General features: G+C 59.0%; 15 protein-coding genes, 2 tRNA genes and 3 rRNA genes. 18 read left to right on the top strand and 2 right to left on the bottom strand.

Annotated features, from left to right (window positions below; genetic code table 11):
* Positions 1–77: 77 nt before the first annotated feature.
* The 7 genes from CLU90_RS23135 to CLU90_RS23165 all read left to right on the top strand — a co-directional run bounded on the left by CLU90_RS23135 (position 78) and on the right by CLU90_RS23165 (position 9,647).
* The gene (locus CLU90_RS23135) at positions 78–1,034 is read left to right on the top strand and encodes a beta-propeller fold lactonase family protein (protein WP_100429010.1); all 957 of its coding nucleotides are present in this window, start codon (positions 78–80) and stop codon (positions 1,032–1,034) included.
* A gap of 252 nt (positions 1,035–1,286) precedes the next feature.
* Positions 1,287–2,807: an aldehyde dehydrogenase gene (gene adh, locus CLU90_RS23140; protein ID WP_092719653.1), complete on the top strand. Its 1,521-nt coding sequence runs from the start codon at positions 1,287–1,289 to the stop codon at positions 2,805–2,807.
* A 54-nt stretch (positions 2,808–2,861) separates the two neighbouring features.
* A complete protein-coding gene (locus CLU90_RS23145) occupies positions 2,862–3,251 on the top strand; it encodes a DUF779 domain-containing protein (RefSeq protein ID WP_092719656.1) in 390 nt (129 codons plus the stop codon).
* A gap of 51 nt (positions 3,252–3,302) precedes the next feature.
* The gene (locus CLU90_RS23150) at positions 3,303–5,039 is read left to right on the top strand and encodes a PQQ-dependent methanol/ethanol family dehydrogenase (RefSeq protein WP_269800041.1); all 1,737 of its coding nucleotides are present in this window, start codon (positions 3,303–3,305) and stop codon (positions 5,037–5,039) included.
* A gap of 287 nt (positions 5,040–5,326) precedes the next feature.
* Positions 5,327–6,487, top strand: coding sequence for a porin (locus tag CLU90_RS23155; RefSeq protein WP_100429011.1), 1,161 nt, complete (start codon positions 5,327–5,329; stop codon positions 6,485–6,487).
* A gap of 57 nt (positions 6,488–6,544) precedes the next feature.
* Positions 6,545–8,647, top strand: a complete 2,103-nt coding sequence (locus CLU90_RS23160; RefSeq protein ID WP_232731305.1) for a 4Fe-4S binding protein — start codon at positions 6,545–6,547, stop codon at positions 8,645–8,647.
* A complete protein-coding gene (locus CLU90_RS23165) occupies positions 8,637–9,647 on the top strand; it encodes an FAD:protein FMN transferase (RefSeq protein ID WP_100429013.1) in 1,011 nt (336 codons plus the stop codon). Before CLU90_RS23160 ends, CLU90_RS23165 begins: the two co-directional genes overlap by 11 nt.
* Position 9,648: 1 nt before the next feature.
* On the opposite strand, the gene CLU90_RS23170 is transcribed toward CLU90_RS23165, so the two are convergent.
* The gene (locus tag CLU90_RS23170; protein WP_232731306.1) at positions 9,649–11,637 is read right to left on the bottom strand and encodes a sigma-54-dependent Fis family transcriptional regulator; all 1,989 of its coding nucleotides are present in this window, start codon (positions 11,635–11,637) and stop codon (positions 9,649–9,651) included.
* Positions 11,638–12,240: 603 nt separating this feature from the next.
* On the opposite strand from CLU90_RS23170, the gene CLU90_RS23175 reads away from it, so the two are divergent.
* From CLU90_RS23175 to rrf, 5 genes are all read left to right on the top strand, one after another.
* A 16S ribosomal RNA gene (locus tag CLU90_RS23175) occupies positions 12,241–13,771 on the top strand.
* Positions 13,772–13,852: 81 nt separating this feature from the next.
* Positions 13,853–13,929: transfer RNA gene (locus CLU90_RS23180), tRNA-Ile, on the top strand.
* A 71-nt stretch (positions 13,930–14,000) separates the two neighbouring features.
* A tRNA-Ala gene (locus CLU90_RS23185) sits at positions 14,001–14,076 on the top strand.
* Between the two features lie 252 nt (positions 14,077–14,328).
* Positions 14,329–17,204: ribosomal RNA gene (locus CLU90_RS23190) — 23S ribosomal RNA — on the top strand.
* A 138-nt stretch (positions 17,205–17,342) separates the two neighbouring features.
* A 5S ribosomal RNA gene (gene rrf, locus CLU90_RS23195) occupies positions 17,343–17,455 on the top strand.
* The 16S, 23S and 5S rRNA genes sit together here with 2 tRNA genes alongside, the layout of an rRNA operon.
* A 206-nt stretch (positions 17,456–17,661) precedes the next feature.
* Here rrf and uraH read toward each other — a convergent pair.
* Positions 17,662–18,015 (bottom strand): hydroxyisourate hydrolase, encoded by a 354-nt coding sequence (gene uraH, locus CLU90_RS23200; protein ID WP_086140153.1) that lies wholly within the window; start codon positions 18,013–18,015, stop codon positions 17,662–17,664.
* A 121-nt stretch (positions 18,016–18,136) separates the two neighbouring features.
* On the opposite strand from uraH, the gene puuE reads away from it, so the two are divergent.
* From puuE to CLU90_RS23230, 6 genes are all read left to right on the top strand, one after another.
* The gene (gene puuE / locus CLU90_RS23205) at positions 18,137–19,090 is read left to right on the top strand and encodes an allantoinase PuuE (protein ID WP_092715793.1); all 954 of its coding nucleotides are present in this window, start codon (positions 18,137–18,139) and stop codon (positions 19,088–19,090) included.
* A 99-nt stretch (positions 19,091–19,189) separates the two neighbouring features.
* Positions 19,190–20,656 (top strand): xanthine dehydrogenase small subunit, encoded by a 1,467-nt coding sequence (gene xdhA / locus CLU90_RS23210; RefSeq protein WP_092715795.1) that lies wholly within the window; start codon positions 19,190–19,192, stop codon positions 20,654–20,656.
* A gap of 10 nt (positions 20,657–20,666) precedes the next feature.
* A complete protein-coding gene (gene xdhB, locus CLU90_RS23215; RefSeq protein ID WP_100429014.1) occupies positions 20,667–23,012 on the top strand; it encodes a xanthine dehydrogenase molybdopterin binding subunit in 2,346 nt (781 codons plus the stop codon).
* Positions 23,013–23,021: 9 nt separating this feature from the next.
* Complete coding sequence (gene xdhC, locus CLU90_RS23220; RefSeq protein WP_092715799.1) at positions 23,022–24,089, top strand: xanthine dehydrogenase accessory protein XdhC; 1,068 nt, start codon at positions 23,022–23,024, stop codon at positions 24,087–24,089.
* A gap of 9 nt (positions 24,090–24,098) precedes the next feature.
* Positions 24,099–25,415 (top strand): guanine deaminase, encoded by a 1,317-nt coding sequence (guaD, locus tag CLU90_RS23225; protein WP_092715801.1) that lies wholly within the window; start codon positions 24,099–24,101, stop codon positions 25,413–25,415.
* A gap of 43 nt (positions 25,416–25,458) precedes the next feature.
* Positions 25,459–26,961, top strand: a complete 1,503-nt coding sequence (locus tag CLU90_RS23230; RefSeq protein ID WP_092715803.1) for an adenosine deaminase family protein — start codon at positions 25,459–25,461, stop codon at positions 26,959–26,961.
* The last annotated feature ends 10 nt before the right edge of the window (positions 26,962–26,971 follow it).

Below are 26,971 nucleotides of genomic sequence, written 5' to 3' on the forward strand. Positions count from 1 at the left end.
ACGGCGTTTGCATACAGCAATGTTCAGATGCGCCGATGCCGCGCGCTTTTCCTGTGTTTTGCCATCGAAAGGTGATTATGCCCAACTTCTTCTCGCGCTTGCGCCAGGTGTGCTGGCTGCTGCCTGCGCTCGCCAGCAGCGCCCTCCAGGCTGCTCCATTTGCCTATGTTCCCAATGAAAAATCGGGCACCTTGAGCGTGATCGACACGGCGACCGACCAGGTCGTGCGCCAGATTGCAGCCGGCAAGCGTCCGCGCGGCATCGCCGCCGACCCCACCGGGCGGCAATTGTTTGTCACGGACGCCGCCAGCAGCGCCTTGCTGCTGATCGATAACGCTGGCGGCACGCCCCTGCGCAGGGTGGCGCTGGGCAAGTCGCCCGAAGGCGTCAGCGCCTCGCAAGATGGTAGTCACGTGGCCGTGGCCGTCGAGGAAAACAATAGCGTGGCCTTGCTCGATGGCCAGACGGGCAGCTTGCTCGCCGATATCAAGGTACAGGGACGCAACCCGGAACATGCCGTCTTCAGCCCCGATGGGCGCTGGCTGCTGGTCAGCGCGGAAGAGGCCGAACAAGTCGATGTCATCGACGTGGCGCAGCGCCGCCAGGTGGCGTCCGTCGCCGTTGGGCTGCGTCCGCGCGGCATCGGCTTCAGTCCGGACTCGGGCCGCGCCTACGTGGCGTGCGAACTGGTCAATGCCGTCTACGTGATCGACATGGCCGCGCGCAAGGCGATTGCCACCATTCCCGCTGGAAAAAATGCCAATGGCATCGTGGTCCATCCCGGCGGCAAGCAAGTGTATGTCTCGAATGGCACGGACGGCACGGTAATGGTGATCGATACGGCCAGCAACAAGGTGACGGCCACCATTCCCGTCGGAAAGCGCCCGTGGAATATGGCCATCACGCCAGACGGCGCCAAGCTGTACGTGGCCAATGGCCGCTCGAACAGCGTGTCCGTCATCAACACGGCCAGCGCGCGCAAGGTAGCCGATATTGCAGTGGGTGAGTTGCCATGGGGCGTGGTGATTCGCTAGTGGCACAGGACCAGGTGTTCCAGTCTGGTACACCTGTTCCATTGTGCAGCGGCTCAAGCCCGGACATGCGCTGAAAAGCACACCGGTATTGACGCCACGCCCTTGTAACAAGGGGAAAAGCGGCTAAGTTTGTAGTGGGATGGCGAGCTGGCACGGCATTTGCGGAAGACTCCGTGTACTCACCCCATCTGTACCAGGACGTTTGATTTTAATTACAGTAATTCCATTCTAATTAACCCGATAGAGGACGACATGAATCTCGCAGACATCAGCAAACTGGGCGTAGCCAATCCTTTCAAACAACGCTATGACAATTACATTGGCGGCAAATTCGTTGCCCCAGTAAAAGGTGAATACTTTCCTAACATCACGCCGATCACGGGCTTGCCGTTTTGCGAAATCGCCCGCTCCACGGTGGAAGACGTCGAGCTGGCCTTGGACGCCGCCCATGCCGCCAAGGATGCCTGGGGCAAGACTTCGCCTGCCGAGCGCGCCAATATCCTGAACCGCATTGCCGACCGCATCGAACAGAACCTGAGCCTGATCGCCACGGCGGAAACCATCGACAACGGCAAGCCCATCCGCGAAACGATGAATGCCGACATTCCGCTGGCTATCGACCATTTCCGTTACTTCGCCGGCTGCATCCGCGCGCAGGAAGGTTCCGTCGCGCAAATCGACGCGGAAACCTATGCCTACCACTACCATGAGCCGCTCGGTGTCGTGGGCCAGATCATTCCGTGGAACTTCCCGATTCTGATGGCCGTGTGGAAACTGGCGCCAGCCTTGGCCGCCGGCAATTGCGTCGTCCTGAAACCGGCCGAGCAGACACCGGCTTCCATCATGGTGTTGATCGAGCTGATCGGCGACTTGCTGCCGCCGGGCGTGCTGAACATCATCAACGGTTTCGGCCTGGAAGCGGGCAAGCCGCTGGCCTCGAGCAAGCGCATCGCCAAGATCGCCTTCACGGGCGAAACGGGCACGGGCCGTCTGATCATGGGTTATGCCGCGCAAAACCTGATTCCCGTCACCCTGGAGCTGGGCGGCAAGTCGCCGAACATCTTCTTTGAAGATGTGATGGATGCGGATGACGAGTATTTCGACAAGTGCCTGGAAGGTTTTGCCATGTTTGCGCTGAATCAGGGCGAAGTGTGCACCTGCCCATCGCGCGTGCTGATCCAGGAATCGATCTACGAGAAATTCATCGAACGTGCGCTGAAGCGCGTGGCTGCCATCAAGCAGGGCAACCCGCTCGACTCGTCCACCATGATCGGTGCGCAGGCATCGCAGGAGCAGCTGGAGAAAATCCTGTCCTACCTCGACATCGGCCGCCAGGAAGGCGCCGAAGTGCTGGCCGGCGGCGAGCGCAACACGCAGGCGGGTGACCTGGAAGGCGGCTACTACGTGCGTCCGACCGTGTTCAAGGGCAACAACAAGATGCGCATCTTCCAGGAAGAGATTTTCGGGCCCGTCGTGTCCGTGACCACTTTCAAGGATGAGGCCGACGCGCTGGCGATTGCCAACGATACCTTGTACGGCCTGGGTGCCGGCTTGTGGACGCGCGACGGCTCGCGCGCCTTCCGCATGGGACGCGCCATCCAGGCGGGCCGCGTGTGGACCAATTGCTACCACCTGTATCCGGCCCACGCCGCGTTCGGCGGCTATAAGCAATCGGGTATCGGCCGCGAAAACCACAAGATGATGCTCGACCATTACCAGCAAACGAAGAACTTGCTGGTGAGCTATAGCCCGAAAGCGCTGGGCTTCTTCTAAACCGGTACACGCGCCGCGCCTGTTGTCCGGGCGCGGCGCACAGAAAGGGATGCCATGAGTGCAGCAATTGCCCGGGTGGTCGCCACCGATGCGGCGCTGGAATTGATGGACAAGTTGCGCCAGCGTCATGGTCCGCTGATGTTTTTCCAGTCGGGCGGTTGCTGTGACGGCAGTACGCCCATGTGTTATGCGCTGGGCGAGTTCGATGTCAGCGACACCGACATCTATCTCGGCAATTTGAATGGCACACCGTTCTACATGGGACTCGAGCAATTCGAGTACTGGGAGCATACCCAGTTGATTATCGATGTGGTCGATGGCAATGGCGGCATGTTTTCACTCGACAACGGCACGGGCAAGCGCTTCTTGACGCGCTCGCGCCTGTTCACCGATGAAGAGTGCGCCTTGCTGCATGCCCAGCCGCATGAGCACCGCAAGACTTGATACACACACATACTAATAAAACAGAGGGAGATGATTGTGCAGAAAAAAATCATGGGGATACTCGTCGGTTTGGGTTTGGCATCGCTGGCCCAGGCGGCCGATGTGGGCAATGTCACCACCGCCATGCTCGACAGCACGGCAAAGAATCCGTCCAGCGTCCTGTCGTTCGGCATGGGCACGCAGGGCCAGCGTTATTCGCCGCTGACGCAGATCAATGACAAGACCGTGGCCAAGCTAGTGCCGGCCTGGTCGTTCTCGTTCGGTGGTGAAAAACAGCGGGGCCAGGAATCGCAGCCGCTGATTCACAACGGCAAGATGTTCGTCACGGCATCGTATTCGCGCATCTTCGCCGTCGACTTGAAAACGGGCGCCAAGCTGTGGAAATATGAGCATCGCTTGCCAGACGGCATCATGCCCTGCTGCGACGTCGTCAACCGTGGTGCGGCCCTGTACGGCAACCTGGTGATCTTCGGCACGCTCGACGCCTACCTGGTGGCGCTGGACCAGAATACGGGCAAGATCGTCTGGAAGGAAAAAGTCGACGACTATGCGGCTGGCTACTCGATGACGGCCGCACCGCTGATCGCCGAAGGCTTGCTGCTGACGGGCGTGTCGGGCGGTGAATTCGGCATCGTCGGTCGGGTCGAAGCGCGCAACCCGATGACGGGCGACCTCGTGTGGAGCCGTCCGACGGTAGAGGGTCACATGGGCCACCGCTACGACAAGGATGGCAAGGCCATCGACAACGGCATTTCGGGAACGGTAAACAAGACTTGGCCGGGCGACCTGTGGAAAACGGGCGGCGCCTCGACGTGGATGGGCGGCACCTACGATCCGCAAACCAAGCTCGCGTATTTTGGCACGGGCAACCCGGCGCCGTGGAACAGCCATTTGCGTCCCGGCGACAATCTGTACTCGTCGTCCACCGTGGCGCTGGACGTGAAAACGGGGCAAATCAAGTGGGCGTATCAAAACACGCCGAACGATGCCTGGGATTTCGACGGCGCCAACGAATTCGTCACCTTCGACATGGATGGCAAGCGCTACGGCGGCAAGGCCGACCGCAACGGTTTCTTTTATGTGATCGACGCCAACACGGGCAAGCTGCAGAACGCCTTTCCATTTGTGAAGAAAATCACCTGGGCCAGCAGCATCGACCTGAAGACGGGCCGGCCGAACTACATCGCTGCCGGCCGCCCTGGCGATCCGACCAAGGGCGAGGAGGGCAAGAAGGGGAGTACCGTGTTTGCCGCGCCCGCTTTCCTCGGCGCCAAAAACCAGATGCCGATGGCGTACTCGCCGCAAACCAAGCTGTTCTATGTGCCGGCGAACGAATGGGGCATGGATATCTGGAACGAGCCGATCAGCTACAAGAAGGGCGGTGCGTTCCTCGGCGCAGGTTTCACCATCAAGCCCTTGTTTGACGACTACATCGGCGCCATGCGCGCCGTCGATCCGAAGACGGGCAAGATCGTGTGGGAAATCAAGAACAACGCGCCGCTGTGGGGTGGCGTGATGAGTACGGCCGGCAATCTGGTGTTCTACGGCACGCCGGAAGGTTTCCTGAAAGCCGTCGACGCGAAGACGGGCAAGGAGCTGTGGAAATTCCAGACGGGCTCCGGCGTCGTGGCGCCGCCCGTCACCTGGCAGGATGGCGATACGCAATATGTGGCCGTCGTATCCGGCTGGGGTGGCGCGGTGCCGCTGTGGGGCGGCGAAGTGGCGAAGAAGGTCAACTTCCTGGAACAGGGCGGTTCCGTGTGGGTCTTCAAGCTGGCATCGAAGTAACGGGGTGAAGCGCCCGGGCCACACGGATGGGTGTCTCCCTGTCCGCCGGGTGCTTTCTTTTTGCTGACGGCCCAGGCCGTCAGTTTTTTGTTTACCTCGATGGCCGATACGCATACTTGCGGTCAAAAAATGAACACTATCAGTGGCGATTGATCCGCCGCTGCACACGTTGAATATGCTTTTTTCCTTTCTCCCTCTGAGGCTTGCTGGGCACGCTTATTGCCAAAGCTTGAGGTACATCAATCACTGGTGTGCACACTAAAAACAGAGAAGAAAGAGGAGAAGAAATGAACACATGGATCAAGCTGGGGAGCCTCGGTGTCATGACTATCGCAGCGGTGGGACAGGCGCAAGCCGTCGATATCAAGGCTGGCGACTGGACCGTGTCGGTGGGCGGCATCGTCAACGCCTACTACACGCAGGTGTCGTGTTCGGGCGATGCGGTGGGCGGGCTGGCGCTGGGCGGCCAGGCGCTCGGCTGCGGCGGAGAGAAGGACCGCACCACCATCGGCAATGGCTTGTTGCCCAACGGCTTGATCACCTCGGCAAGCTCGCGCCTGGGCGAGTACGACGTGAAAGCCTTGATCGGCATCTACAACTCGACGGCCACGGACAGCGCCATCAGCCAGAACAGCGTCGTCGACGTGCGCCAGGCTTTCTTTACGTTTGGCAATGAGAACATGGGCACCTTCAAGCTGGGGCGCGACTACGGCATCTTCGGCGCGAATGCGATCCTGTCCGACATGACCTTGCTGGGCTCGGGCGCGCCCGTGCAGGCCACGCAGCGGGGACGGGTGACCCTGGGCCATATCGGTGCCGGCTATACCTATCTGGGCAACTATGGACAGATCATGTACACCTCGCCAAAGTCGGGCGGCGTTGGCGTCGACGTGGCACTGGTCAGCCCCGTCTCCGATACGCCTATCGTGGCAGGCTCGACCTATTCTTCGAAGTCGAGTCCGCAAGTGCAGGCGCAGCTCACGTATGCGCAGGAAGGCTTGAAGGCGTGGCTGGGCGTGAAGTCGCAAAAATTCACGTCGAAGACGCCAGGTGTCGATGACCTGACCATGCGCGGCGTGGAAGTGGGCGGTTCGTACCAGATGGGTTCGGCTGGCGTGCTGGTCAACTTCCAGGGCGGCAAGGGCCTGGGCATCTTGTCCGATGCGGACCAGGGCGATACCAAGTCGAAAAACTGGCTGCTGCAAGGCACGTATAAAACGACGGACAAGCTGAAGCTGGGCTTGTCCTACGGCATCAGCAAGAACGACGACAACACGGCCGGCACGGGCGGCTTGAAGTCGAACGCCAACCTGACCCTGGGCGCGTATTACTCGCTCAACAGCGCGATCACCCTGGTAGGCGAGCTGGGCCAGACGCGCTCGAAAGGCTTTGCCGGCGGCGAGGCGAAGATGAATGGCGTGTCCCTGGGCGGCATTATTTTCTTCTAACTCAACAACGCGGCGCCTTGGAACAGGGCGCCGCACGGAGCACCATGCATGCGGATAATGCGCTTGTTCATAGCCTGCTGGCTATTCCTGTTTATCCTGGGACAGGCTTGGGCCGGTGTGCTGACCAAGGCCGAGCTGACACGGCGCTTTCCCGCGCCCATCGTCGTGGGCGACAAGGAGGCCGACTTGCCCGTCTGGCCTCTGTTCCGCCAGAACGCCACGGCGACCGAACTGGTCGGCTACGTGTTTGAATCGGTGGACTTGGCGCCCATACCCGGCTTTTCCGGCGTGCCCGTCAATCTGCTGATCGCCATCGATCCGAAAGGCAGTTTTCTCGACGTCGCCGTGCTGTCGCAGCACGAGCCCGTGTTTCTCGACGGCTTAGGCGAAGCGCCCCTGTTTCAGTTCGTCAAGCAGTATCAGGGCTTGTCGCTGAAACAGAATATCGCCATCGACGCCAGGACGAAACGCGCGCCGGATGCGAGCCACGCCGATATCGATGGCGTATCAAAAGCCACGGCCTCCGTGCGCATCATCAACCAGAGCGTGCTGGCCTCGGCCTTGAAAGTGTCGCGCAAAAAACTCGGTTTTGCGCAAGGCCGCGACCCGGACCAGATCGCCCGCATCCGCATGGAGGTATTCGAGAAACTCGGCGTGGCGCAGATGCTCGAACAGGGCTTGATCCAGCATGTACGCCTGAGCAACAAGGAGGTGGAAGCCTTGTTTGCGGGCAGTCCCGGAGCCGGACTCGATGCGGAAGCCACGCGCGACGCGGACGGCGCGTTCATCGACCTGTACCTGGCGTACGTCTCAGTTCCCACGGTGGGGCGCAACCTGTTGACGGAACGCAGCTGGAATAAATTGCGCAACCGGCTCGACGAGGGCGACCATGCCATCCTCGTCATGTCGCGCGGGCGCTATGGCGTGCTGGGCGACGATTTCGTGCGCGGTACCGTGCCGGACCGCTTGTTGCTGAAGCAGGATGGCTTGCCCATCGACATGCGCGACCTGGACCTGGAACTGAGCTTTTCCGATGCGGGGCCACTGCCGACGGAAAGTGTCGCCGTATTTCGCATTATCAGCCAGGCGGGGCTCGATGCTGCCAGCCCGCTGGCGTTCACGCTGCCCATCACGCGCAGCAAGGGCATCGTGTATCCGGAACGCATCGTGCGTAACGTGGATTTCAATTACCGCTTGCCGGCCAAGTTCTATACGGCGCAGCAGGGCGACGATGCCGGTTGGCGCGGCACGTGGAGGGGGCGCAAGGTCGAGTTGCTGCTATTGGTGGCCGGGCTGGCGCTGCTGGCCGGCGCCTTGTTCTGGCAGAAACGCCTGGTGCGCGATGGTCGCCAATTTGCCTGGCTCCGCCGCCTGTTTCTGATATTTACGATAGGCTTCATCGGCTATTACGCGCAGGGGCAGTTATCGATCGTCAATATCACGGGCGTCATCCAGGCGCTGCTGGCGGGGCGCAGCCTGGGCTTTTTCCTGTTTGATCCGATGACGGTGATCCTGTGGGCTTTCGTGGTGCTCAGCTTGCTGATCTGGGGACGGGGCACGTTTTGCGGCTGGCTGTGTCCGTTCGGCGCCTTGCAGGAATTCACAGGCAAGCTGGGCCAGTGGCTGCGCTTGCCTCAGTGGAAGATCAAGTCGCGCCTCGACGGGCGCTTGAAATGGATCAAGTATGGCTTGCTGGCGGCCATCCTTGCCAGCAGCATGTTGTCCAGCCAGATCACGGACAAGCTGGTCGAGCTGGAACCATTTAAAACGGCCATCACCCTGAACTTTGTGCGGGCCTGGCCGTTTGTTGCATATGCCGTGGGCTTGCTGCTGCTCAGCAGTGTTTCCTATAAATTCTTTTGCCGCTATCTGTGCCCATTCGGTGCGGCGCTGGCGCTGCTGGGGCGGTTGCGCCTGTTGGACTGGATTCCGCGCCGCAATGAATGCGGCACGCCGTGCCAGACTTGCCGCCACCGTTGCGAACATCACGCCATCGCGCCGAGCGGGAAAGTCGATTATGGCGAATGTTTCCAGTGCATGGATTGCGTGGTGATTTACGCCAGCGATGAAAAATGCGCGCCCTTGATGCTGGAAATCAAGCGTGCCCGCACCATTCCCATTGTCCGGGCCACGGCAGAGGAGAGCAGCGATGCAGCGTAGAACGTTTATTTCCGCAGCGATAGGCAGCGTGGCCGGCATGGCGGGCTTGTCTTTGCCGGGCAGCATGGCGCGCGGCACGGCCACGGCCTCCGGCGTGCGCCTTTATCAAGGCGCCGCCCTGGCGTTTGGCACGACGATCGCCGTTACCGTGTTGCACCACGATCAGCGCCAGGCTGAGCTGGCCATCGAAGATGCCTTGCATGCCGCCAGGAATATCGACCGCCTGATGAGCATTTACAGTCCCGCCAGCCAAGTCTTCCAGCTGAACCGTGACGGCCGCCTGGCTCGGCCGGACTCCCATCTGCTGGCCGTGCTGGCGCAGGCGCAAGCCTTGTCGCAATGGAGTGATGGGGCGTTCGATATCACTGTGCAACCCCTGTGGCAGCTGTTTCGCGCGGCGGCGGATCAGCACAGCTTGCCTGCGGAAACATGGCGGCGCGCGGCGCAGGCAAAGGTGGGCTGGCGGCAACTGGTGTGGGACAGGCGCGAAGTGCGTTTCCTGCAAGCGGGCATGGCGCTGACCTTGAATGGCCTGGCGCAAGGTTATGCGGCCGACATGGCGCTGGCGGCCGTGCAGGCACGCGGCATACGGCACGCGCTGCTCGACACGGGTGAATTCGTTGCGCGCGGCCAGCGTTCCGTGCGCCGGCCGTGGACCCTGGGCATCCAGGACCCGCGCGACGCAGAAATCCTGGCGGCTACCTTGAAAGTGGAAGGGCGCAGCGTGGCCACGTCGGGCGATTACGAATGCACGTTCACGCCCGACTTCGTGCATCATCATATCTTCGACCCTGCGAAGGGCGATTCGCCGCGCGAACTGGCCAGTGTGACGGTGCTGGCGCCCACGGGCATGCTGGCCGATGGCTTGTCGACAACCTTCATGGTGACGGGCGCGGCGCGCGCGCATGCGATGGCCGCGCAAATGCAGGGCGTCGACCTGATGACCATCGACAAGCAGGGCCGGCGTCAGATGTCGCCCGGCTTTTCCCGTCTGCTCTAGGCTATTTCAGATGCGGCACTTTGCGATAGATCGTGTTGCGCGATACGCCCAGGGCACGTGCCGTGGCCGAGACGTTGCCGCCGTGGGCATCGAGCGACTTGAGGATGACGCTCTGTTCCATCTCTTCCAGGTTGGCGCCGGCCGCGATCATGCGGTCCGTGCTGGCGCTGGCGGCAGTCGCTTGCGTCATTTCAATATCGTCGAGAAAATCATCGGGCATGTGGCGCAAACAGATTTCGTGCTCGTCGCCTGCCATCACGATGGCCGTGCGCAAGAGATTGGTCAGCTGACGGAAGTTGCCTGGCCATTTATGTTGGTGGAACATGCGCAGGATGTCGGGCGCCACTGTGTAGCGCGTGTCGGGTGCCTCCGTCGCGAGGATTTTTTTCACGACTGTGTCCAGGTCCGTGCGCTCGCGCAGCGGCGGCAGTTTGACCACCAGGCCATTCAGGCGGTAATACAAGTCTTCGCGGAACAGTCCCTTGGCCATGCGTTCGCGCAAGTTGTGATTCGTGGCGCAAATGAGTTCCACATTGACGGTGATCGATTTGCTGCTGCCCAGCGGCGTGACCATGCGTTCCTGCAGCACGCGCAACAGCCGCGCCTGCAAGCCAAAAGGCATGTCGCCGATTTCATCGAGGAACAGGGTGCCGCCATTCGCCTGCAAAATCTTGCCGATCGCTCCCTTCTTGCGTGCGCCCGTAAATGCCCCGTCTTCATAGCCGAACAGTTCGGATTCGATCAGGGTTTCCGGAATCGACGCACAGTTGACGGCGATAAACGGTCCCATGGCCCGTGGAGAATCGTTATGGATGGCTTGCGCCAGCAATTCCTTGCCCGTGCCCGTTTCGCCCATGACGAGGATGGGGATATCGCGTCCCAATACCTTGTTGACTTTTTCGATCACCAGTTCCAGTTGCGGGTCGCCCGTGCGCAGGTAGCGCAGGCCTGACAGGCGGCGCGCCGCGTTGGCCGCATGGCTGGCCGGCGCGGGAACCTGGGCCGGGGCGGCGTTGATGTCGCTATGGTCGGTACTGGCAGTAAAGCCGTGCTGGAAGACGCTATTGGATAAACGCAACTGCGCGCGCCCATATACGCGCACGCCGCTGTGCATGCACAGGTTCAGCAAGCCGGGCGAGGCCGTGCGGTAATGGTCGTACAGGGCCGACACGGGCAAGCCGAACAGGGAGCTGAACGTGTGCGATTGCAGCGCGGCAAATGACAAGCCGAGCTGAAACAATCCATTCTTGTTGGCCGATAAGAACCGCCCACCCGGCGTGAACGAGGCGATGCCTTCCATCAAGGTGCCGATGAATTCGGGACGCGCGTGGAAGTGCACGGTGATGGCGTCTTCGAAGGTGGCGGAAAACAGCTGATTTTCGATCATCAAGGCCGACATGCGGACTAGGGCCATCGTATGCTTGTGGAAACTTCGCTGGTCGCTCGAGACATCGAGCACGCCGATGACATTGCCCCGGTGGTCCGTAATGGGCGCCGCGGAGCACGTGAGGAAATGATTGGCAGCCAGGTAATGCTGGTCCGCATGGACCAAAGTCGGTACTTTTTCCGTGATGGCCGTGCCGATGGCATTCGTGCCGCGGCTTTGTTCCGACCATGCCACACCCGGCTGCAGGGCCACACGGTTGGCTTTCTCCAGGAAATCATCATCGCCCAGCGAATGCACGATGACGCCGTTGGCATCCGTCAAGATCACCATATTGTGGGTGTTGACGATTTGCTGGTACAGGGTTTCCATGGCCGGCAGCGCGTGCGTGTGCAGCAAGCGGTTTTGCTCGATCAGCAAGGACAGGTCGGATTTGCCGGCCGGCGTAAAGTCGGGCGTGGCCGTGGGCGACAGGCCAAAAGCGACTGAGCGCTGATGGGAAGTTTCGATGATGACGGGAACGTTGTCCTGTCCTGCTGGTGTGGTGTTCGCGTCCGCGATGGACGAAAACGGTGCGCTACGGTAAGTAGCTGACGGTTGATACATGATCTCGTTGCCTCCGTTGGGCCCTGTACTGCGGCGCTCTTTTGAATATCGAGAGTGTTCCATAATGTAGCACCTGTCACAGATGGGAGCAAAGCAAAGCGAACCGGGCTATCCCCAGTGTTGCTGCCAGGCCCAGAGTTGCTCTCATCAATGGACAGTGCCTATGTCTGCATAAGCAAGTGCGGTGCCAGGGAGCGTTTCGCAGGGCGGAAAAATAGCCCTTGCAGGGCGCGCGGGGCAGGGCTATAATTCGCCCCCTCGCTGAACGACGCATGCAAATGCAGAGTAAAGCAGGGTGAAAAAAGAAGGTTGACGAAATGCTGAAAACGCTTCATACTCTTCCTTCTTCGCAGCTGACAAACACAACGCTTTGTCGATAGCGCGAAAGCAGTAACCGAATACAGTTCTTTAACAATTAACAGTCGATAAGTGTGGGCATTTGATGTAAGTGCAGCGTTGCGTAAGCAGCGTAAAACTTAAAATATCAAATGTTCACAAGAAATAATGAAATAGGATACTTCTTCGGAAGTAGCCTGTCAGTTTTTTGAGTGAGCGACCCGTCAGCAATGACGGTGCCGGTAAAACGGCAAAGTAACAGAGATTAAACTGAAGAGTTTGATCCTGGCTCAGATTGAACGCTGGCGGCATGCCTTACACATGCAAGTCGAACGGCAGCACGGAGCTTGCTCTGGTGGCGAGTGGCGAACGGGTGAGTAATATATCGGAACGTACCCTGGAGTGGGGGATAACGTAGCGAAAGTTACGCTAATACCGCATACGATCTAAGGATGAAAGTGGGGGATCGCAAGACCTCATGCTCGTGGAGCGGCCGATATCTGATTAGCTAGTTGGTAGGGTAAAAGCCTACCAAGGCATCGATCAGTAGCTGGTCTGAGAGGACGACCAGCCACACTGGAACTGAGACACGGTCCAGACTCCTACGGGAGGCAGCAGTGGGGAATTTTGGACAATGGGCGAAAGCCTGATCCAGCAATGCCGCGTGAGTGAAGAAGGCCTTCGGGTTGTAAAGCTCTTTTGTCAGGGAAGAAACGGTGAGAGCTAATATCTCTTGCTAATGACGGTACCTGAAGAATAAGCACCGGCTAACTACGTGCCAGCAGCCGCGGTAATACGTAGGGTGCAAGCGTTAATCGGAATTACTGGGCGTAAAGCGTGCGCAGGCGGTTTTGTAAGTCTGATGTGAAATCCCCGGGCTCAACCTGGGAATTGCATTGGAGACTGCAAGGCTAGAATCTGGCAGAGGGGGGTAGAATTCCACGTGTAGCAGTGAAATGCGTAGATATGTGGAGGAACACCGATGGCGAAGGCAGCCCCCTGGGTCAAGATTGACGCTCATGCACGAAAGCGTGGGGAGCAAACAGGATTAGATACCCTGGTAGTCCACGCCCTAAACGATGTCTACTAGTTGTCGGGTCTTAATTGACTTGGTAACGCAGCTAACGCGTGAAGTAGACCGCCTGGGGAGTACGGTCGCAAGATTAAAACTCAAAGGAATTGACGGGGACCCGCACAAGCGGTGGATGATGTGGATTAATTCGATGCAACGCGAAAAACCTTACCTACCCTTGACATGGCTGGAATCCCCGAGAGATTGGGGAGTGCTCGAAAGAGAACCAGTACACAGGTGCTGCATGGCTGTCGTCAGCTCGTGTCGTGAGATGTTGGGTTAAGTCCCGCAACGAGCGCAACCCTTGTCATTAGTTGCTACGAAAGGGCACTCTAATGAGACTGCCGGTGACAAACCGGAGGAAGGTGGGGATGACGTCAAGTCCTCATGGCCCTTATGGGTAGGGCTTCACACGTCATACAATGGTACATACAGAGCGCCGCCAACCCGCGAGGGGGAGCTAATCGCAGAAAGTGTATCGTAGTCCGGATTGTAGTCTGCAACTCGACTGCATGAAGTTGGAATCGCTAGTAATCGCGGATCAGCATGTCGCGGTGAATACGTTCCCGGGTCTTGTACACACCGCCCGTCACACCATGGGAGCGGGTTTTACCAGAAGTAGGTAGCTTAACCGCAAGGAGGGCGCTTACCACGGTAGGATTCGTGACTGGGGTGAAGTCGTAACAAGGTAGCCGTATCGGAAGGTGCGGCTGGATCACCTCCTTTCTAGAGTTTGCACGAATCAGGTAACTGGTTCACGCATCAAATGTTCACACTTATCGGCTGTTAATATAAAGAACAGCATTTGGGGCTGTAGCTCAGCTGGTTAGAGCACCGTGTTGATAACGCGGGGGTCGTTGGTTCGAGTCCAACCAGCCCTACCAGAAAAACCTGGGGGTAAGGTGGACGCTAGTCCAAACAGCCCTACCAGTTTCTGTAGTCTGTATTACCCATAGGGGGATTAGCTCAGCTGGGAGAGCACCTGCTTTGCAAGCAGGGGGTCGTCGGTTCGATCCCGTCATCCTCCACCAAAAGTTCAAACGTAAGTTGATCACATCGGTGATTGAATTTAGGTTTGGTCTTTTCGAGACCAAGTGCTGTATGTTCTTTAACAATCTGGAAGAAGTAAAGATTATTTATTGATCAAGTCTATGCGTGCAGCAATGCATGAGGCGACTTGATGGGTAATGATTGTATGTATCAACAAACAAGCAACAACGTTGTACTTTCTTATCCCTGTAGCGCTCTTTGATTATTTAGGTAATCAGAGGCTAACGTTATAGGGACAAGCGAATAAGTGCACATGGTGGATGCCTTGGCGATTACAGGCGATGAAGGACGTAGTAGCTTGCGATAAGCTGCGGGGAGTGAGCAAACACACTTTGATCCGCAGATTTCCGAATGGGGCAACCCACCCTTTTAGGGTATTGCAACCTGAATACATAGGGTTGCAAGGCGAACGCGGCGAACTGAAACATCTAAGTAGCTGCAGGAAAAGAAATCAACCGAGATTCCCAAAGTAGCGGCGAGCGAAATGGGAGGAGCCTGTACGTGATAGTCGGACCGATAACAGAATCCTCTGGAAAGTGGAGCCATAGCGGGTGATAGCCCCGTATGTGAAATCGGACCGGTGGTACTAAGCGTACGACAAGTAGGGCGGGACACGTGACATCCTGTCTGAATATGGGGGGACCATCCTCCAAGGCTAAATACTCGTAATCGACCGATAGTGAACCAGTACCGTGAGGGAAAGGCGAAAAGAACCCCGGAAGGGGAGTGAAATAGATCCTGAAACCGTGTGCATACAAACAGTAGGAGCGGACTTGTTCCGTGACTGCGTACCTTTTGTATAATGGGTCAGCGACTTACATTCAGTGGCAAGGTTAACCAGATAGGGAAGCCGTAGAGAAATCGAGTCCGAATAGGGCGATCAGTCGCTGGGTGTAGACCCGAAACCAAGTGATCTACTCATGGCCAGGATGAAGGTGCGGTAACACGCCCTGGAGGTCCGAACCCACTAATGTTGAAAAATTAGGGGATGAGCTGTGGGTAGGGGTGAAAGGCTAAACAAACTTGGAAATAGCTGGTTCTCTCCGAAAACTATTTAGGTAGTGCCTCAAGTATCACCATCGGGGGTAGAGCACTGTTATGGCTAGGGGGTCATTGCGACTTACCAAACCATTGCAAACTCCGAATACCGATGAGTGCGAGCTTGGGAGACAGACGTCGGGTGCTAACGTCCGGCGTCAAGAGGGAAACAACCCAGACCGCCAGCTAAGGTCCCAAAGATTGGCTAAGTGGAAAACGAAGTGGGAAGGCTAAAACAGTCAGGATGTTGGCTTAGAAGCAGCCATCATTTAAAGAAAGCGTAATAGCTCACTGATCGAGTCGTCCTGCGCGGAAGATGTAACGGGGCTAAGCCAGTCACCGAAGCTGCGGATATCTAGCAATAGATATGGTAGGAGAGCGTTCTGTAAGCCTGCGAAGGTGTCTTGTAAAGGATGCTGGAGGTATCAGAAGTGCGAATGCTGACATGAGTAGCGATAATGGGGGTGAAAAGCCTCCACGCCGTAAGCCCAAGGTTTCCTGTTCAACGTTCATCGGAGCAGGGTGAGTCGGCCCCTAAGGCGAGGCAGAGATGCGTAGCTGATGGGAAGCAGGTTAATATTCCTGCACCGTCGTATGATGCGATGGGGGGACGGATCGCGGAAGGTTGTCTGACTGTTGGAATAGTCAGTTTCTGTCTCATAGAAGGCGCTTAGGCAAATCCGGGCGCGCAATTCAAGGGGATGGGACGAGTGAATTTATTCACGAAGCAATCGGAAGTGGTTCCAAGAAAAGCCTCTAAGCTTCAGTCATACGAGACCGTACCGCAAACCGACACAGGTGGGCGAGATGAGTATTCTAAGGCGCTTGAGAGAACTCGGGAGAAGGAACTCGGCAAATTGGTACCGTAACTTCGGGAAAAGGTACGCCCCGGTAGCTTGATTGGTTTACTCCATGAGGGCGAAAGGGTTGCAATAAACTGGTGGCTGCGACTGTTTAATAAAAACACAGCACTCTGCAAACACGAAAGTGGACGTATAGGGTGTGACGCCTGCCCGGTGCTGGAAGATTAAATGATGGGGTGCAAGCTCTTGATTGAAGTCCCAGTAAACGGCGGCCGTAACTATAACGGTCCTAAGGTAGCGAAATTCCTTGTCGGGTAAGTTCCGACCTGCACGAATGGCGTAACGATGGCCACACTGTCTCCTCCCGAGACTCAGCGAAGTTGAAATGTTTGTGATGATGCAATCTACCCGCGGCTAGACGGAAAGACCCCATGAACCTTTACTGTAGCTTTGCATTGGACTTTGAACCAATCTGTGTAGGATAGGTGGGAGGCTTTGAAGCGGGGACGCTAGTTCTCGTGGAGCCAACCTTGAAATACCACCCTGGTTTGTTTGAGGTTCTAACCTTGGTCCGTTATCCGGATCGGGGACAGTGCATGGTAGGCAGTTTGACTGGGGCGGTCTCCTCCTAAAGTGTAACGGAGGAGTTCGAAGGTACGCTAGATACGGTCGGACATCGTGTTGATAGTGCAATGGCATAAGCGTGCTTAACTGCGAGACTGACAAGTCGAGCAGGTACGAAAGTAGGACATAGTGATCCGGTGGTTCTGTATGGAAGGGCCATCGCTCAACGGATAAAAGGTACTCTGGGGATAACAGGCTGATTCCTCCCAAGAGTTCATATCGACGGGGGAGTTTGGCACCTCGATGTCGGCTCATCACATCCTGGGGCTGTAGCCGGTCCCAAGGGTATGGCTGTTCGCCATTTAAAGTGGTACGTGAGCTGGGTTTAAAACGTCGTGAGACAGTTTGGTCCCTATCTGCCGTGGGCGTTGGAAATTTGAAGGGGGCTGCTCCTAGTACGAGAGGACCGGAGTGGACGAACCTCTGGTGTACCGGTTGTCACGCCAGTGGCATTGCCGGGTAGCTAAGTTCGGAAGAGATAACCGCTGAAAGCATCTAAGCGGGAAACTTGCCTTGAGATGAGATTTCCCAGAGCCTTGAGCTCTTTGAAGGGTCGTTCGAGACCAGGACGTTGATAGGCTGGGTGTGGAAGTGCAGTAATGCATTAAGCTAACCAGTACTAATTGCCCGTACGGCTTGTCCCTATAACCTTAGCAGGTACAGAGGATAAGACGGTACAACGTTGCGTGTGTGTTGATACTACCAGTCATTACCCCGATCTTTGCTTCTTCCCGATTCAGGCTTTGTCGCTCCATCGAGGACAAACGCCAGTACAAGTTATGCCTGATGACCATAGCAAGTTGGTCCCACCCCTTCCCATCCCGAACAGGACCGTGAAACAACTTTGCGCCGATGATAGTGCTGCAACCAGTGTGAAAGTAGGTTATCGTCAGGCTTGTTATTTGGAGAAACAGCCCCCGGCTGTTCCTCCTAGAAAAAAACCCGTCAAGCAATTGGCGGGTTTTTTTTCGTCTGCAGGTTTGTTGACGCCGGTGGTGTTGTCGGATTACGGCCTGCGGCCTAATCCGACCTACGCTCATGTAAAGTCCAGTAGGTCGGATTAGCGTAGCGTAATCCGACAACATTGTTGGCATCGCGGGATCAGCTACCGCGGTAAGTGGAATACGACCATGGCGACACCACCAGCGGCACGTGGTAATTCTCATCCGTATGCGCAATGCCAAATGAAAGCGTTACCAGGTCGATGAAGCGGGGCGAGGGCAGTTCCACGCCTTGGGCGGCGAAATAGTCGCCTGCGTTGAACACCAGTTCATACTGGCCCGCTTTCATGCTGTCGCCTTCCAGCAAAGGCGTGCTGCAGCGGCCGTCGCTATTGGTCATATCCATCTTCAATAACACTTTGCCTTCCGGTGCGACCGAAAACAGGGCTACCTTGACGCCGGCTCCCGGCTTGCCGTGGGCGATATCGAGTACATGCGTGCTGAGTTTTCCCATTTGCTATCCTGTATATAGGGTGAGTGAATGTGCTTATCGTGCAAATCATATACCGGTGACTGCGCCGGGCTATATGATTGGGCATATAGCCAACATTGTCCTCCTATAGGCGCGCCTCCGCATGAACAATTACGAACATTATCCACGCGACTTGATCGGCTATGGCCGCACGCCACCCCACCCGCAATGGCCGGGCAAGGCCCGCATCGCCCTGCAATTCGTCCTCAATTATGAAGAGGGCGCGGAAAACAGCGTGCTGCATGGCGATCCCGCCTCGGAAACGTTTTTATCGGAAATGATCGGTGCGGCCGCTTTTCCCGCGCGCCACCTGAGCATGGAGTCGATTTACGAATACGGCTCGCGTGCCGGCCTATGGCGTTTGCTGCGCATGTTCGAGGAGCGGCGCCTGCCGCTGACGGTGTTTGGCGTATCGATGGCCTTGAAACGCAATCCGGAGGCGGTGGCCGCCTTCCAGCAACTGGGACATGAAATCGCCTGCCACGGCTTGCGCTGGATTTCCTATCAAAACATGGATGAAGCGACGGAACGCGAACACATGCGCGAAGCCGTGCAGATCATCCGCGAATTGACGGGGTCCGCGCCGCAAGGCTGGTACACGGGGCGCGATTCTCCGAATACGCGCAAACTGGTGGTCGAGCATGGCGGTTTCCGCTATGACGCCGATTATTATGGCGACGACTTGCCATTCTGGGAAAAGGTGGCATGCACGGATGCCGCCGGCATGCCGGCCGTGCAGCCGCAATTGATCGTACCCTATACCCTAGACACGAACGACATGCGCTTTGCCGCCATGCAGGGCTTTAATTCGGGCACGCAGTTTTTCGATTATCTGAAGGATGCCTTCGACGTGCTGTATGCAGAAGGTGATCCGGACGGCTTGAATCAACCCAAGATGTTGTCCGTGGGCTTGCATTGTCGCCTGGTCGGGCGCCCAGGACGGGCCGCGGCACTGGCGCGCTTTCTCGACTATGTGCAGGGCCATGAGCAGGTGTGGATCACGCGCCGCATCGATATCGCCGAACACTGGCATGCGACGCATCCATTCCAGGCCTGAGTTCTATTGAAATGGGATGATAAGTAAAATCAGTCTTTGCATATAGTTGTCCCATATGCCGGTGTTAATCTCCTATACTGGGACTATACCGAGGCCAGCATGTCAGAACCGATCCGTTTTTATTACCGTGGTGCCGTACAGGAAGTACGCGACGCCGCCCCTACGCAGACTGTGTTGCAGCACCTGCGCGAGGATTTGCATTGCACGGGCACCAAGGAAGGCTGCGCCGAAGGCGATTGCGGCGCCTGCACGGTGGTCATCGGCAGCCTGCTGGATGGCCAGGTCGAGATGAAGGCCGTCAACGCCTGCATCCAGCTCATCCCCACGCTCGATGGCAAGGCCCTGTTTTCCGTGGAAGACTTGCAACAGCCCGACGGCGCCCTGCACCCGGTGCAGCAGGCGATGGTCGAATGCCACGGTTCCCAGTGCGGTTTTTGCACACCCGGCTTTGTCATGTCCTTGTGGGGCATGTACCTGGAGAAAAACGGCGCGACGCCCACGCGCTGTGAAATCGACGATACCCTGTCCGGCAATCTGTGCCGCTGCACGGGTTACCGGCCCATCATCGATGCGGCCAGACGCATGACTGAATTACCGCACGTCACGTTTGATCGCGATACCCTGGCGCAGCAATTGCAGGCCCTGCAGCGCGGCAGCGTGACTACGTATGAACATGGCGGCCAGCACTTCCATGCGCCGCGCACTATTGACGAACTGGTGGCGCTGCGCGCGGAAAAGCCGCAAGCATGCTTGCTGGCCGGCTCCACCGACATTGGCCTGTGGGTGACCAAGCAACTGCGCGACCTGGGCGACATCATTTATCTCGGCAACGTGGCCGCACTGAAAACCATCGCCGTGGATGATGGCAAGCTGCACATTGGCGCCGGCGCCAGCCTCAACGATGCCTATGCGGCCCTGTGCCAGCATTATCCCGAAGAGCTGTCGGAACTGTGGCAGCGCTTTGCTTCCTTGCCGATCCGTAACGCGGGTACTTTGGGCGGCAATGTGGCCAATGGCTCGCCGATCGGCGATTCGATGCCATGGCTGATTGCGCTGGGCAGCGATATCGTGCTGCACGGTCCTGCCGGCCAGCGCAGCATGCCGCTGGAAGATTTTTATCTTGGATATCAAAAGAAGGATCTGCAGCCAGGCGAGTTCGTCGAAGCCGTGCGCGTGCCATTGCCCCGTGCCGACGTGCATTTCCGCACATATAAGCTAGCCAAGCGTTTCGACCAGGATATCTCTGCCGTGTGCGCCGCGTTCGCCTTCCAGCTCGACGGCGAGCGCATCATCGATGCGCGCATCGCCTTTGGCGGCATGGCGGCCACACCGCAGCGCGCCGCGCAAACGGAAGCGTTTTTGCGCGGACAGGCGTGGACGGAAGAGAACTTGCTCGTCGCCATGCGTCTGCTGGCCGACGATTACGCGCCGCTGTCGGACATGCGCGCGTCGAACACCTACCGCATGACGACGGCGCAAAACCTGTTGCGCCGCTTCTGGCTGGAAACACGCCCCGGTGCGCCGCTGCTGCGCACCGCCGTCAACGCCTACGCTTGCCGCGCCTGAAAGGACCAGCATGAACCATCCTGCCACGCCCGAACTGCAAGCGGCCGCCTGGGGCGCCGTGGGCAAGCCCAGTCCGCATGAGTCGGCGCAATTGCATGTGCTGGGGCAAGCCACGTACACGGACGATATCGCCGAATTGCAAGGCACCTTGCACGCAGCCTTGGGCCTGTCGCAAAAGCCCCACGCGCGCATCACGGCCATGGACCTGTCCGCCGTGCGCGCCGCCACGGGTGTTGTTGCCGTCTACACGGCACACGACATTCCTGGCACCAATGATTGCGGCCCCATCATCCATGACGACCCCATCCTGGCGGCGGAACTGGTGCAATACGTGGGCCAGCCCATCTTCATCGTGGTGGCCGATACGCATGACCATGCGCGCCGCGCCGCCCGCCTGGCGCAGGTGTCTTACGATGAATTACCCGCGATCATGACGCCGCAGGCGGCGAAGGCCGCGCAATCATATGTGCTGCCGCCGATGCGGCTGACACGCGGCAACTACCAGGCCGCGTTCGAGGGCGCGCCGCACGTGGTCAAGGGCCAGCTGTATGTGGGCGGACAGGAACAGTTTTATCTGGAAGGACAGATTTCCTACGCCATCCCGAAGGAAGCGCAGGGCATGCTGGTGCTGTGTTCGACCCAGCATCCGAGCGAGATGCAGCACGTGGTGGCGCATGCGCTGGGCGTGCACTCGCACAACATCACCGTCGAATGCCGGCGCATGGGCGGCGGTTTCGGCGGCAAGGAATCGCAGTCGGCCCTGTGGGCGGCGGCCGCATCGATTGCGGCGGCGAAATTGAAGCGTCCCGTCAAATTGCGCGCCGACCGCGACGACGACATGCTGGTGACGGGCAAGCGCCACTGTTTCTACTATGAGTACGAAGTAGGCTACGACGACGATGGCCGCATCCTTGCCGCCAAGGTCGACATGACCACGCGCGCCGGCTACTCGGCCGACCTGTCCGGCCCCGTCGCCACGCGCGCCGTCTGCCACTTCGACAACACCTATTACCTGTCCGACGTGGACATCCGCGCCGCCTGCGGCAAGACGAATACGCAGTCGAACACGGCTTTCCGGGGCTTTGGCGGGCCGCAGGGCGCCATTGCCATCGAGTACGTGATCGATGAAATTGCCCGCCATTTAAAACGCGATGCGCTCGATATCCGCCTGCTCAATTTCTATGGCCGCAACGATGCGGAAGGACGCAACGTCACGCCGTACGGGCAAAAAATCGTCGACAACGTGATCCACGAACTCGTCGCGGAACTGGAAGCGAGCAGCGATTATCGCGCGCGCCGCCGGGCAATCGATGCGTTCAACGAGGCCAGCCCCATCCTGAAGAAGGGCCTGGCGTTCACGCCGCTGAAATTCGGCATCGCCTTCAACGTCACGCATCTGAACCAGGCTGGTGCGCTAGTCCACGTGTACGTCGATGGCTCCGTGCTGGTCAACCATGGCGGCACGGAAATGGGGCAGGGCATCAATACCAAGGTCATGCAAGTGGTGGCGCATGAGCTTGGCCTGGACCTGGACAAAGTGCGCGCCACGGCCACCGATACGAGCAAGGTGGCGAACACGTCGGCCACGGCGGCGTCCACGGGCGCCGACCTGAACGGCAAGGCGGCGCAGGATGCGGCGCGCCAGATCCGTGAACGGCTGGCCGAGTACGCGGTCAAACTGTACGGCGGTGAGGCCGCTTCCGTGCGCTTCTTCGACAACCATATCCACGTCCATGGTCACGCCGTTGCGTTTGCCGAGCTGGTGCAAAAGGCGTATCTGGCCCGCGTGCAACTGTGGTCGGACGGTTTTTATGCCACGCCCGGGCTGTCGTGGGATGCGAAGACGATGACGGGCCATCCGTTTTCCTATTATGCGTACGGCGCGGCCGTGGCCGAAGTGGTGGTCGATACCCTGACGGGCGAATGGAAGCTGCTGCGCGCGGACGCCTTGTACGATGCGGGCCAATCGCTCAATCCTGCCATCGACCTGGGCCAGGTGGAAGGTGCATTTATCCAGGGCATGGGCTGGCTGACGACGGAGCAGTTGTGGTGGAATGCCGCAGGCAAGCTGATGACGCACGCGCCATCGACCTATAAAATTCCCGGCATTTCAGATTGTCCGGAAGATTTTCGCGTCCAGCTGTTCCAGAACCGTAACGTGGAAGACAGCATCCACCGTTCCAAGGCCGTGGGCGAGCCGCCGCTGCTGTTGCCGTTTTCCGTCTTCTTTGCCATCCGCGACGCCATTTCCAGCGTCGGTCATCACGCCGTGCAACCACCGCTGAATGCGCCTGCCACCAGCGAGGAAATCCTCAAGGCGGTGATGGCCGTGCAAGCGGCGCATGCCGGCGCATAGGGGCAGACGATGAGCGACTGGCTGACAGCAATCGAGAATGACACGCAGGCATCCGTGCTGGTGACGGTTGCGCTGGTGGAAGGTTCCGGACCGCGCGAGGCGGGTGCGAAGATGCGCGTCAGCCTCGATGGCCAAGTCGATACCATCGGTGGCGGCCACCTGGAGTTGCGCGCCGTGGAAATCGCCAAGACCATGCTGGCCACGGGTGATACCCATGCGCGGCTCGAGCGTTTCGCGCTGGGTCCCAGCCTGGGGCAATGCTGTGGCGGCGTCGTCCACCTGGCTTTTGAATACGTCGATGCCAGTTTGCAAGAATTGCTGGCCGCCTTGCGCGAACGCCGCCAGCACGACAGCTGGCGTTTGACGGCGCTCGATGGTGAACCCGCCTCGGCCCTGTTCGACGCCGCCGGTCGCTTGATCGCCGGCACTGGCGAACAGGCGCCTGACACGTTTTTGCGCGAGCGCACAACCCATGTCGCTCAGGATAGCAAAGGGCGGCGCTGGCTGGTCGACCCTTGCCTGGCGCCGCGCGCGCACCTGACCTTGTTCGGCGCCGGCCACGTGGGTGCCGCCATCGTGCGCGCGCTGGCCCACTTGCCCTGCAATATCACGTGGGTCGATGAGCGCGAGGACATGTTTCCTACGCAACTACCTGATAATGTCCGCATCGCCGCCACCGATACGCCCGAGGAATTTGTCGCCATGGCGCCGCCGGGCGGCAGTTTTCTCGTCATGACGCACAGCCATGCGCTCGATCAACGCTTGACGCAAGCCATCATGGAGCGCGAGGATGCTGGCTGGTTCGGCTTGATCGGTTCGCACACGAAACGCAAGCAGTTCGAGCACCGCCTGCGGGTGCGCGGCGTGCCGGATGAGCGCATTGCCGCCATGGTGTGTCCGATCGGCATGCCTGGCATCCGCAACAAGGCGCCGGCCGTGATCGCCGCGTCCGTTGCCTGTCAATTACTGATGGTGTGGGAAGAGGCGGCCGCTGCCGCCCTGGCCGCACCGCTGCGGCTGGTCTCTGCCAGCGCGCCGCTGCGGCGCCCAGCACGCGCCGCCATTCACCCCTTATAGAAAGAAGCCATGCCGATTGTTCCTGCCACATTGCAAGCTTACCGAGCCAGCTTGCTGCACTTCCACGCCGATCCCGCCTTCAGCGAGGAGGCGCATGCCTGGCATGCGGACGGCTTGCTGATCGTGGCCGATGGCAAGGTCGTGGCAGCCGGCGACTACGCTTCATTGCAGGCAACTCTGCCGCCCGGCACGCAGATCGTCGACTACCGCGGCAAGCTGATCGTGCCCGGTTTCATCGATACGCATCTGCACTTCCCGCAGACGGAAATGATCGCCTCGCCCGCACCCGGTTTGCTGCCGTGGCTGGAAACGTACACCTTTCCGACCGAGCGCGCGTTTGAGAATCCCGAGCATGCGCGCAACGTGGCTGAGTTTTTCCTCGATGAACTGCTGCGCTGCGGCACCACCACGGCCATGGTGTATGGCAGCGTGCATCCGCAATCGGTCGATGCCTTCTTTGGCGCCAGCGAGGCGCGCGGCATGCGCATGGTGGCGGGCAAGGTCATGATGGACCGCAATTGTCCCGAGTTCCTGCGCGACACGGCCGAGTCGGGTGCGCGCGACAGCGAGGCGCTGATCCAGCGCTGGCACAAGCACGGCCGCTCGCTGTACGCGATCACGCCCCGTTTCGTGCCCACGTCCACGAATGAACAGATGCACCTGGCGGGCGAGCTGGCCCGCGCCTATCCGGATACGTATTTGCAGACCCACGTATCGGAAAACGAGGATGAGTGCCGCTGGGTGCGCGCACTGCACCCGCAGGCGCGCAGTTACCTCGACGTGTACGACCAGTACGGCATGCTGCGCCCGCGCGCCATGTTCGGCCATTGCATCTGGCTCGACGAGCGCGACCGCGCGCGCATGGCGGAAACATCGTCGGCGGCCGCCATTTGTCCTACGTCCAACCTGTTCCTCGGTAGCGGCCTGTTCGATTTCGAGCGGGCCGATGCGGCGAAAGTGCTGCTGTCGCTGGCCACCGACGTGGGCGGCGGGACCTCGTTCTCAATGTTGCAAACAATGAACGAAGCCTATAAAGTAGCACGCTTGAAAGGCAGCTATCTGCCCGCCTTGCGCATGTTTTACCTGGCGACTCTGGGCGCCGCGCGCGCCATGCAGCTGGAAGGCACCCTGGGCAATTTCACGGCTGGCACGGAAGCGGATTTTATTGTGCTCGACAAGCAATCGACGCCGCTGCTCGAGCGCCGCACGGCCGGCTGTCAAAGCCTTGAGGAATTGCTGTTTGCCTTTGCGCTGCTGGGCGACGACCGCGCCGTGGCCGCCACCTATTCGGGCGGGCAATGCGTGCATGTGCGGGGGCAGGGCTGACCTACCCGTTGTTCAACACGAATTATCCTGAGCGAGAACGCGAATGCACAAGAAACTCACTGGCCTGGCGCTTGGCGCCGCGCTGGCATTGACCGGAACGGCGCAGGCCGCCAAGGCCGTGCCCACCCCGTCTTCCAACGAAGCGGCCACCGCGCGCCATTTTGCCGCCCTGCTTGCAGGTGCGCAGCCGAAGACAGCCGAGCTGAGCCTGTTCTTTTCCATGATGCCCAAGGGCGGCGACTTGCATCACCATTACTCGGGCGCCATTTACGCCGAGCAATTCCTCGACTGGGTCGACAAGGAAAACTATTGCGTCAACAAGACGACTTACCGCATCGAAAGCAACAAGGATGTCGTGGCGGCCGAGCGCGCCAAGCCGGCCGCGCAGCGTGGCTGCCTGTCGTCCACGGAAGTGTTTGCCGATGCGGGCTTGTATGCGGATTTGCTGCAGCGCTGGTCGACCAAGGATTTCTATAACCACGGCGCCATCCAGACGCCGCCGGACCGCACTTTTTTTGACACCTTCGGCTACTTCGGCCCTGTCGCGTCGAGCAATACGGCCGACGGCCTGAAAACCCTGAAGCAGCGCGCCATCGCGGAAAACCTCAGCTATATCGAGACGATTTTCGAATTGTCGCCATTCGTGCAAAACACGCAGTTCGACCAGCAGGTGCTGGCGCCGGGCTTGCAGCCGGCAGCGTTGCAAGCCGTGCTGGCCAACTGGTCGCAGAATCTGGAGCAGGATGCCAGCTTTCAGAAAAGCATCACCGCCTACAATGACAACGTCAACGCCAGCAGCGCCGGCATCGACGATGCGAACTTCACCATGCGCTACCAGGCATATGTGCTGCGCTTCTTGTCGCCATCGCAAGTGTTTTCCTCGATGGTGGCCGCGTTCAAGGCGGCGAGCGTGAATCCGCTGCTGGTGGGCGTGAACATCGTGGGCCAGGAAAGCGTGAATGTGTCCATGCGCGACTACAGCCTGCACATGGAAATGTTCAAGTTCCTCAAGGCCAAATATCCGAACGTCAAGATCGCCCTGCACGCCGGCGAGCTGGCGCTGGGCATGGTGCCGCCGGAAGGCATGGCATTCCATATCGCCGAAGCCGTCGATGTGGCGGGCGCCGACCGTATCGGCCACGGCATGGATATCGCGTACGAGCACAATGCGCTGGCGACCATGCAAAAGATGCGCGAGCGGGGTATCCCCGTGGAAGTGAATCTGACCAGCAACGATTACATACTCGGTATCAAGGGCCAGGCCCATCCGATCACCCTATATCGCAAGTACGGCGTGCCGTTCGTGATCTCGACGGACGATGCGGGCGTGTCACGCAATACCCTGTCGAATGAATACGTGCTGTTTGCCAGCCAGTACAAGACCGACTATGCGGAAATCAAAAAGCTGTCCTATAACAGCCTGCGCTATTCCTTCCTGGCGGAAGCGGACAAACAGCGTTTGCTCAAAGCGCTCGATGCCCGCTTCACACGTTTTGAGGCGCAAATTGCCGCGGCCGACCAGACTGGCAAGCGTAATAAACCGTAAGTTGCGCGAC

Source organism: Janthinobacterium sp. 67 (assembly GCF_002797895.1).
In the GTDB taxonomy this organism is placed as follows: Bacteria; Pseudomonadota; Gammaproteobacteria; order Burkholderiales; family Burkholderiaceae_D; genus Janthinobacterium.

Coding starts and splice junctions, on each gene's coding strand:
- CLU90_RS23135 (WP_100429010.1), top strand. CDS start 78: ATGCCCAACTTCTTCTCGCGCTTGCGCCAGGTGTGCTGGCTGCTGCCT.
- adh (WP_092719653.1), top strand. CDS start 1,287: ATGAATCTCGCAGACATCAGCAAACTGGGCGTAGCCAATCCTTTCAAA.
- CLU90_RS23145 (WP_092719656.1), top strand. CDS start 2,862: ATGAGTGCAGCAATTGCCCGGGTGGTCGCCACCGATGCGGCGCTGGAA.
- CLU90_RS23150 (WP_269800041.1), top strand. CDS start 3,303: ATGGGGATACTCGTCGGTTTGGGTTTGGCATCGCTGGCCCAGGCGGCC.
- CLU90_RS23155 (WP_100429011.1), top strand. CDS start 5,327: ATGAACACATGGATCAAGCTGGGGAGCCTCGGTGTCATGACTATCGCA.
- CLU90_RS23160 (WP_232731305.1), top strand. CDS start 6,545: ATGCGCTTGTTCATAGCCTGCTGGCTATTCCTGTTTATCCTGGGACAG.
- CLU90_RS23165 (WP_100429013.1), top strand. CDS start 8,637: ATGCAGCGTAGAACGTTTATTTCCGCAGCGATAGGCAGCGTGGCCGGC.
- CLU90_RS23170 (WP_232731306.1), bottom strand. CDS start 11,637: ATGTATCAACCGTCAGCTACTTACCGTAGCGCACCGTTTTCGTCCATC.
- uraH (WP_086140153.1), bottom strand. CDS start 18,015: ATGGGAAAACTCAGCACGCATGTACTCGATATCGCCCACGGCAAGCCG.
- puuE (WP_092715793.1), top strand. CDS start 18,137: ATGAACAATTACGAACATTATCCACGCGACTTGATCGGCTATGGCCGC.
- xdhA (WP_092715795.1), top strand. CDS start 19,190: ATGTCAGAACCGATCCGTTTTTATTACCGTGGTGCCGTACAGGAAGTA.
- xdhB (WP_100429014.1), top strand. CDS start 20,667: ATGAACCATCCTGCCACGCCCGAACTGCAAGCGGCCGCCTGGGGCGCC.
- xdhC (WP_092715799.1), top strand. CDS start 23,022: ATGAGCGACTGGCTGACAGCAATCGAGAATGACACGCAGGCATCCGTG.
- guaD (WP_092715801.1), top strand. CDS start 24,099: ATGCCGATTGTTCCTGCCACATTGCAAGCTTACCGAGCCAGCTTGCTG.
- CLU90_RS23230 (WP_092715803.1), top strand. CDS start 25,459: ATGCACAAGAAACTCACTGGCCTGGCGCTTGGCGCCGCGCTGGCATTG.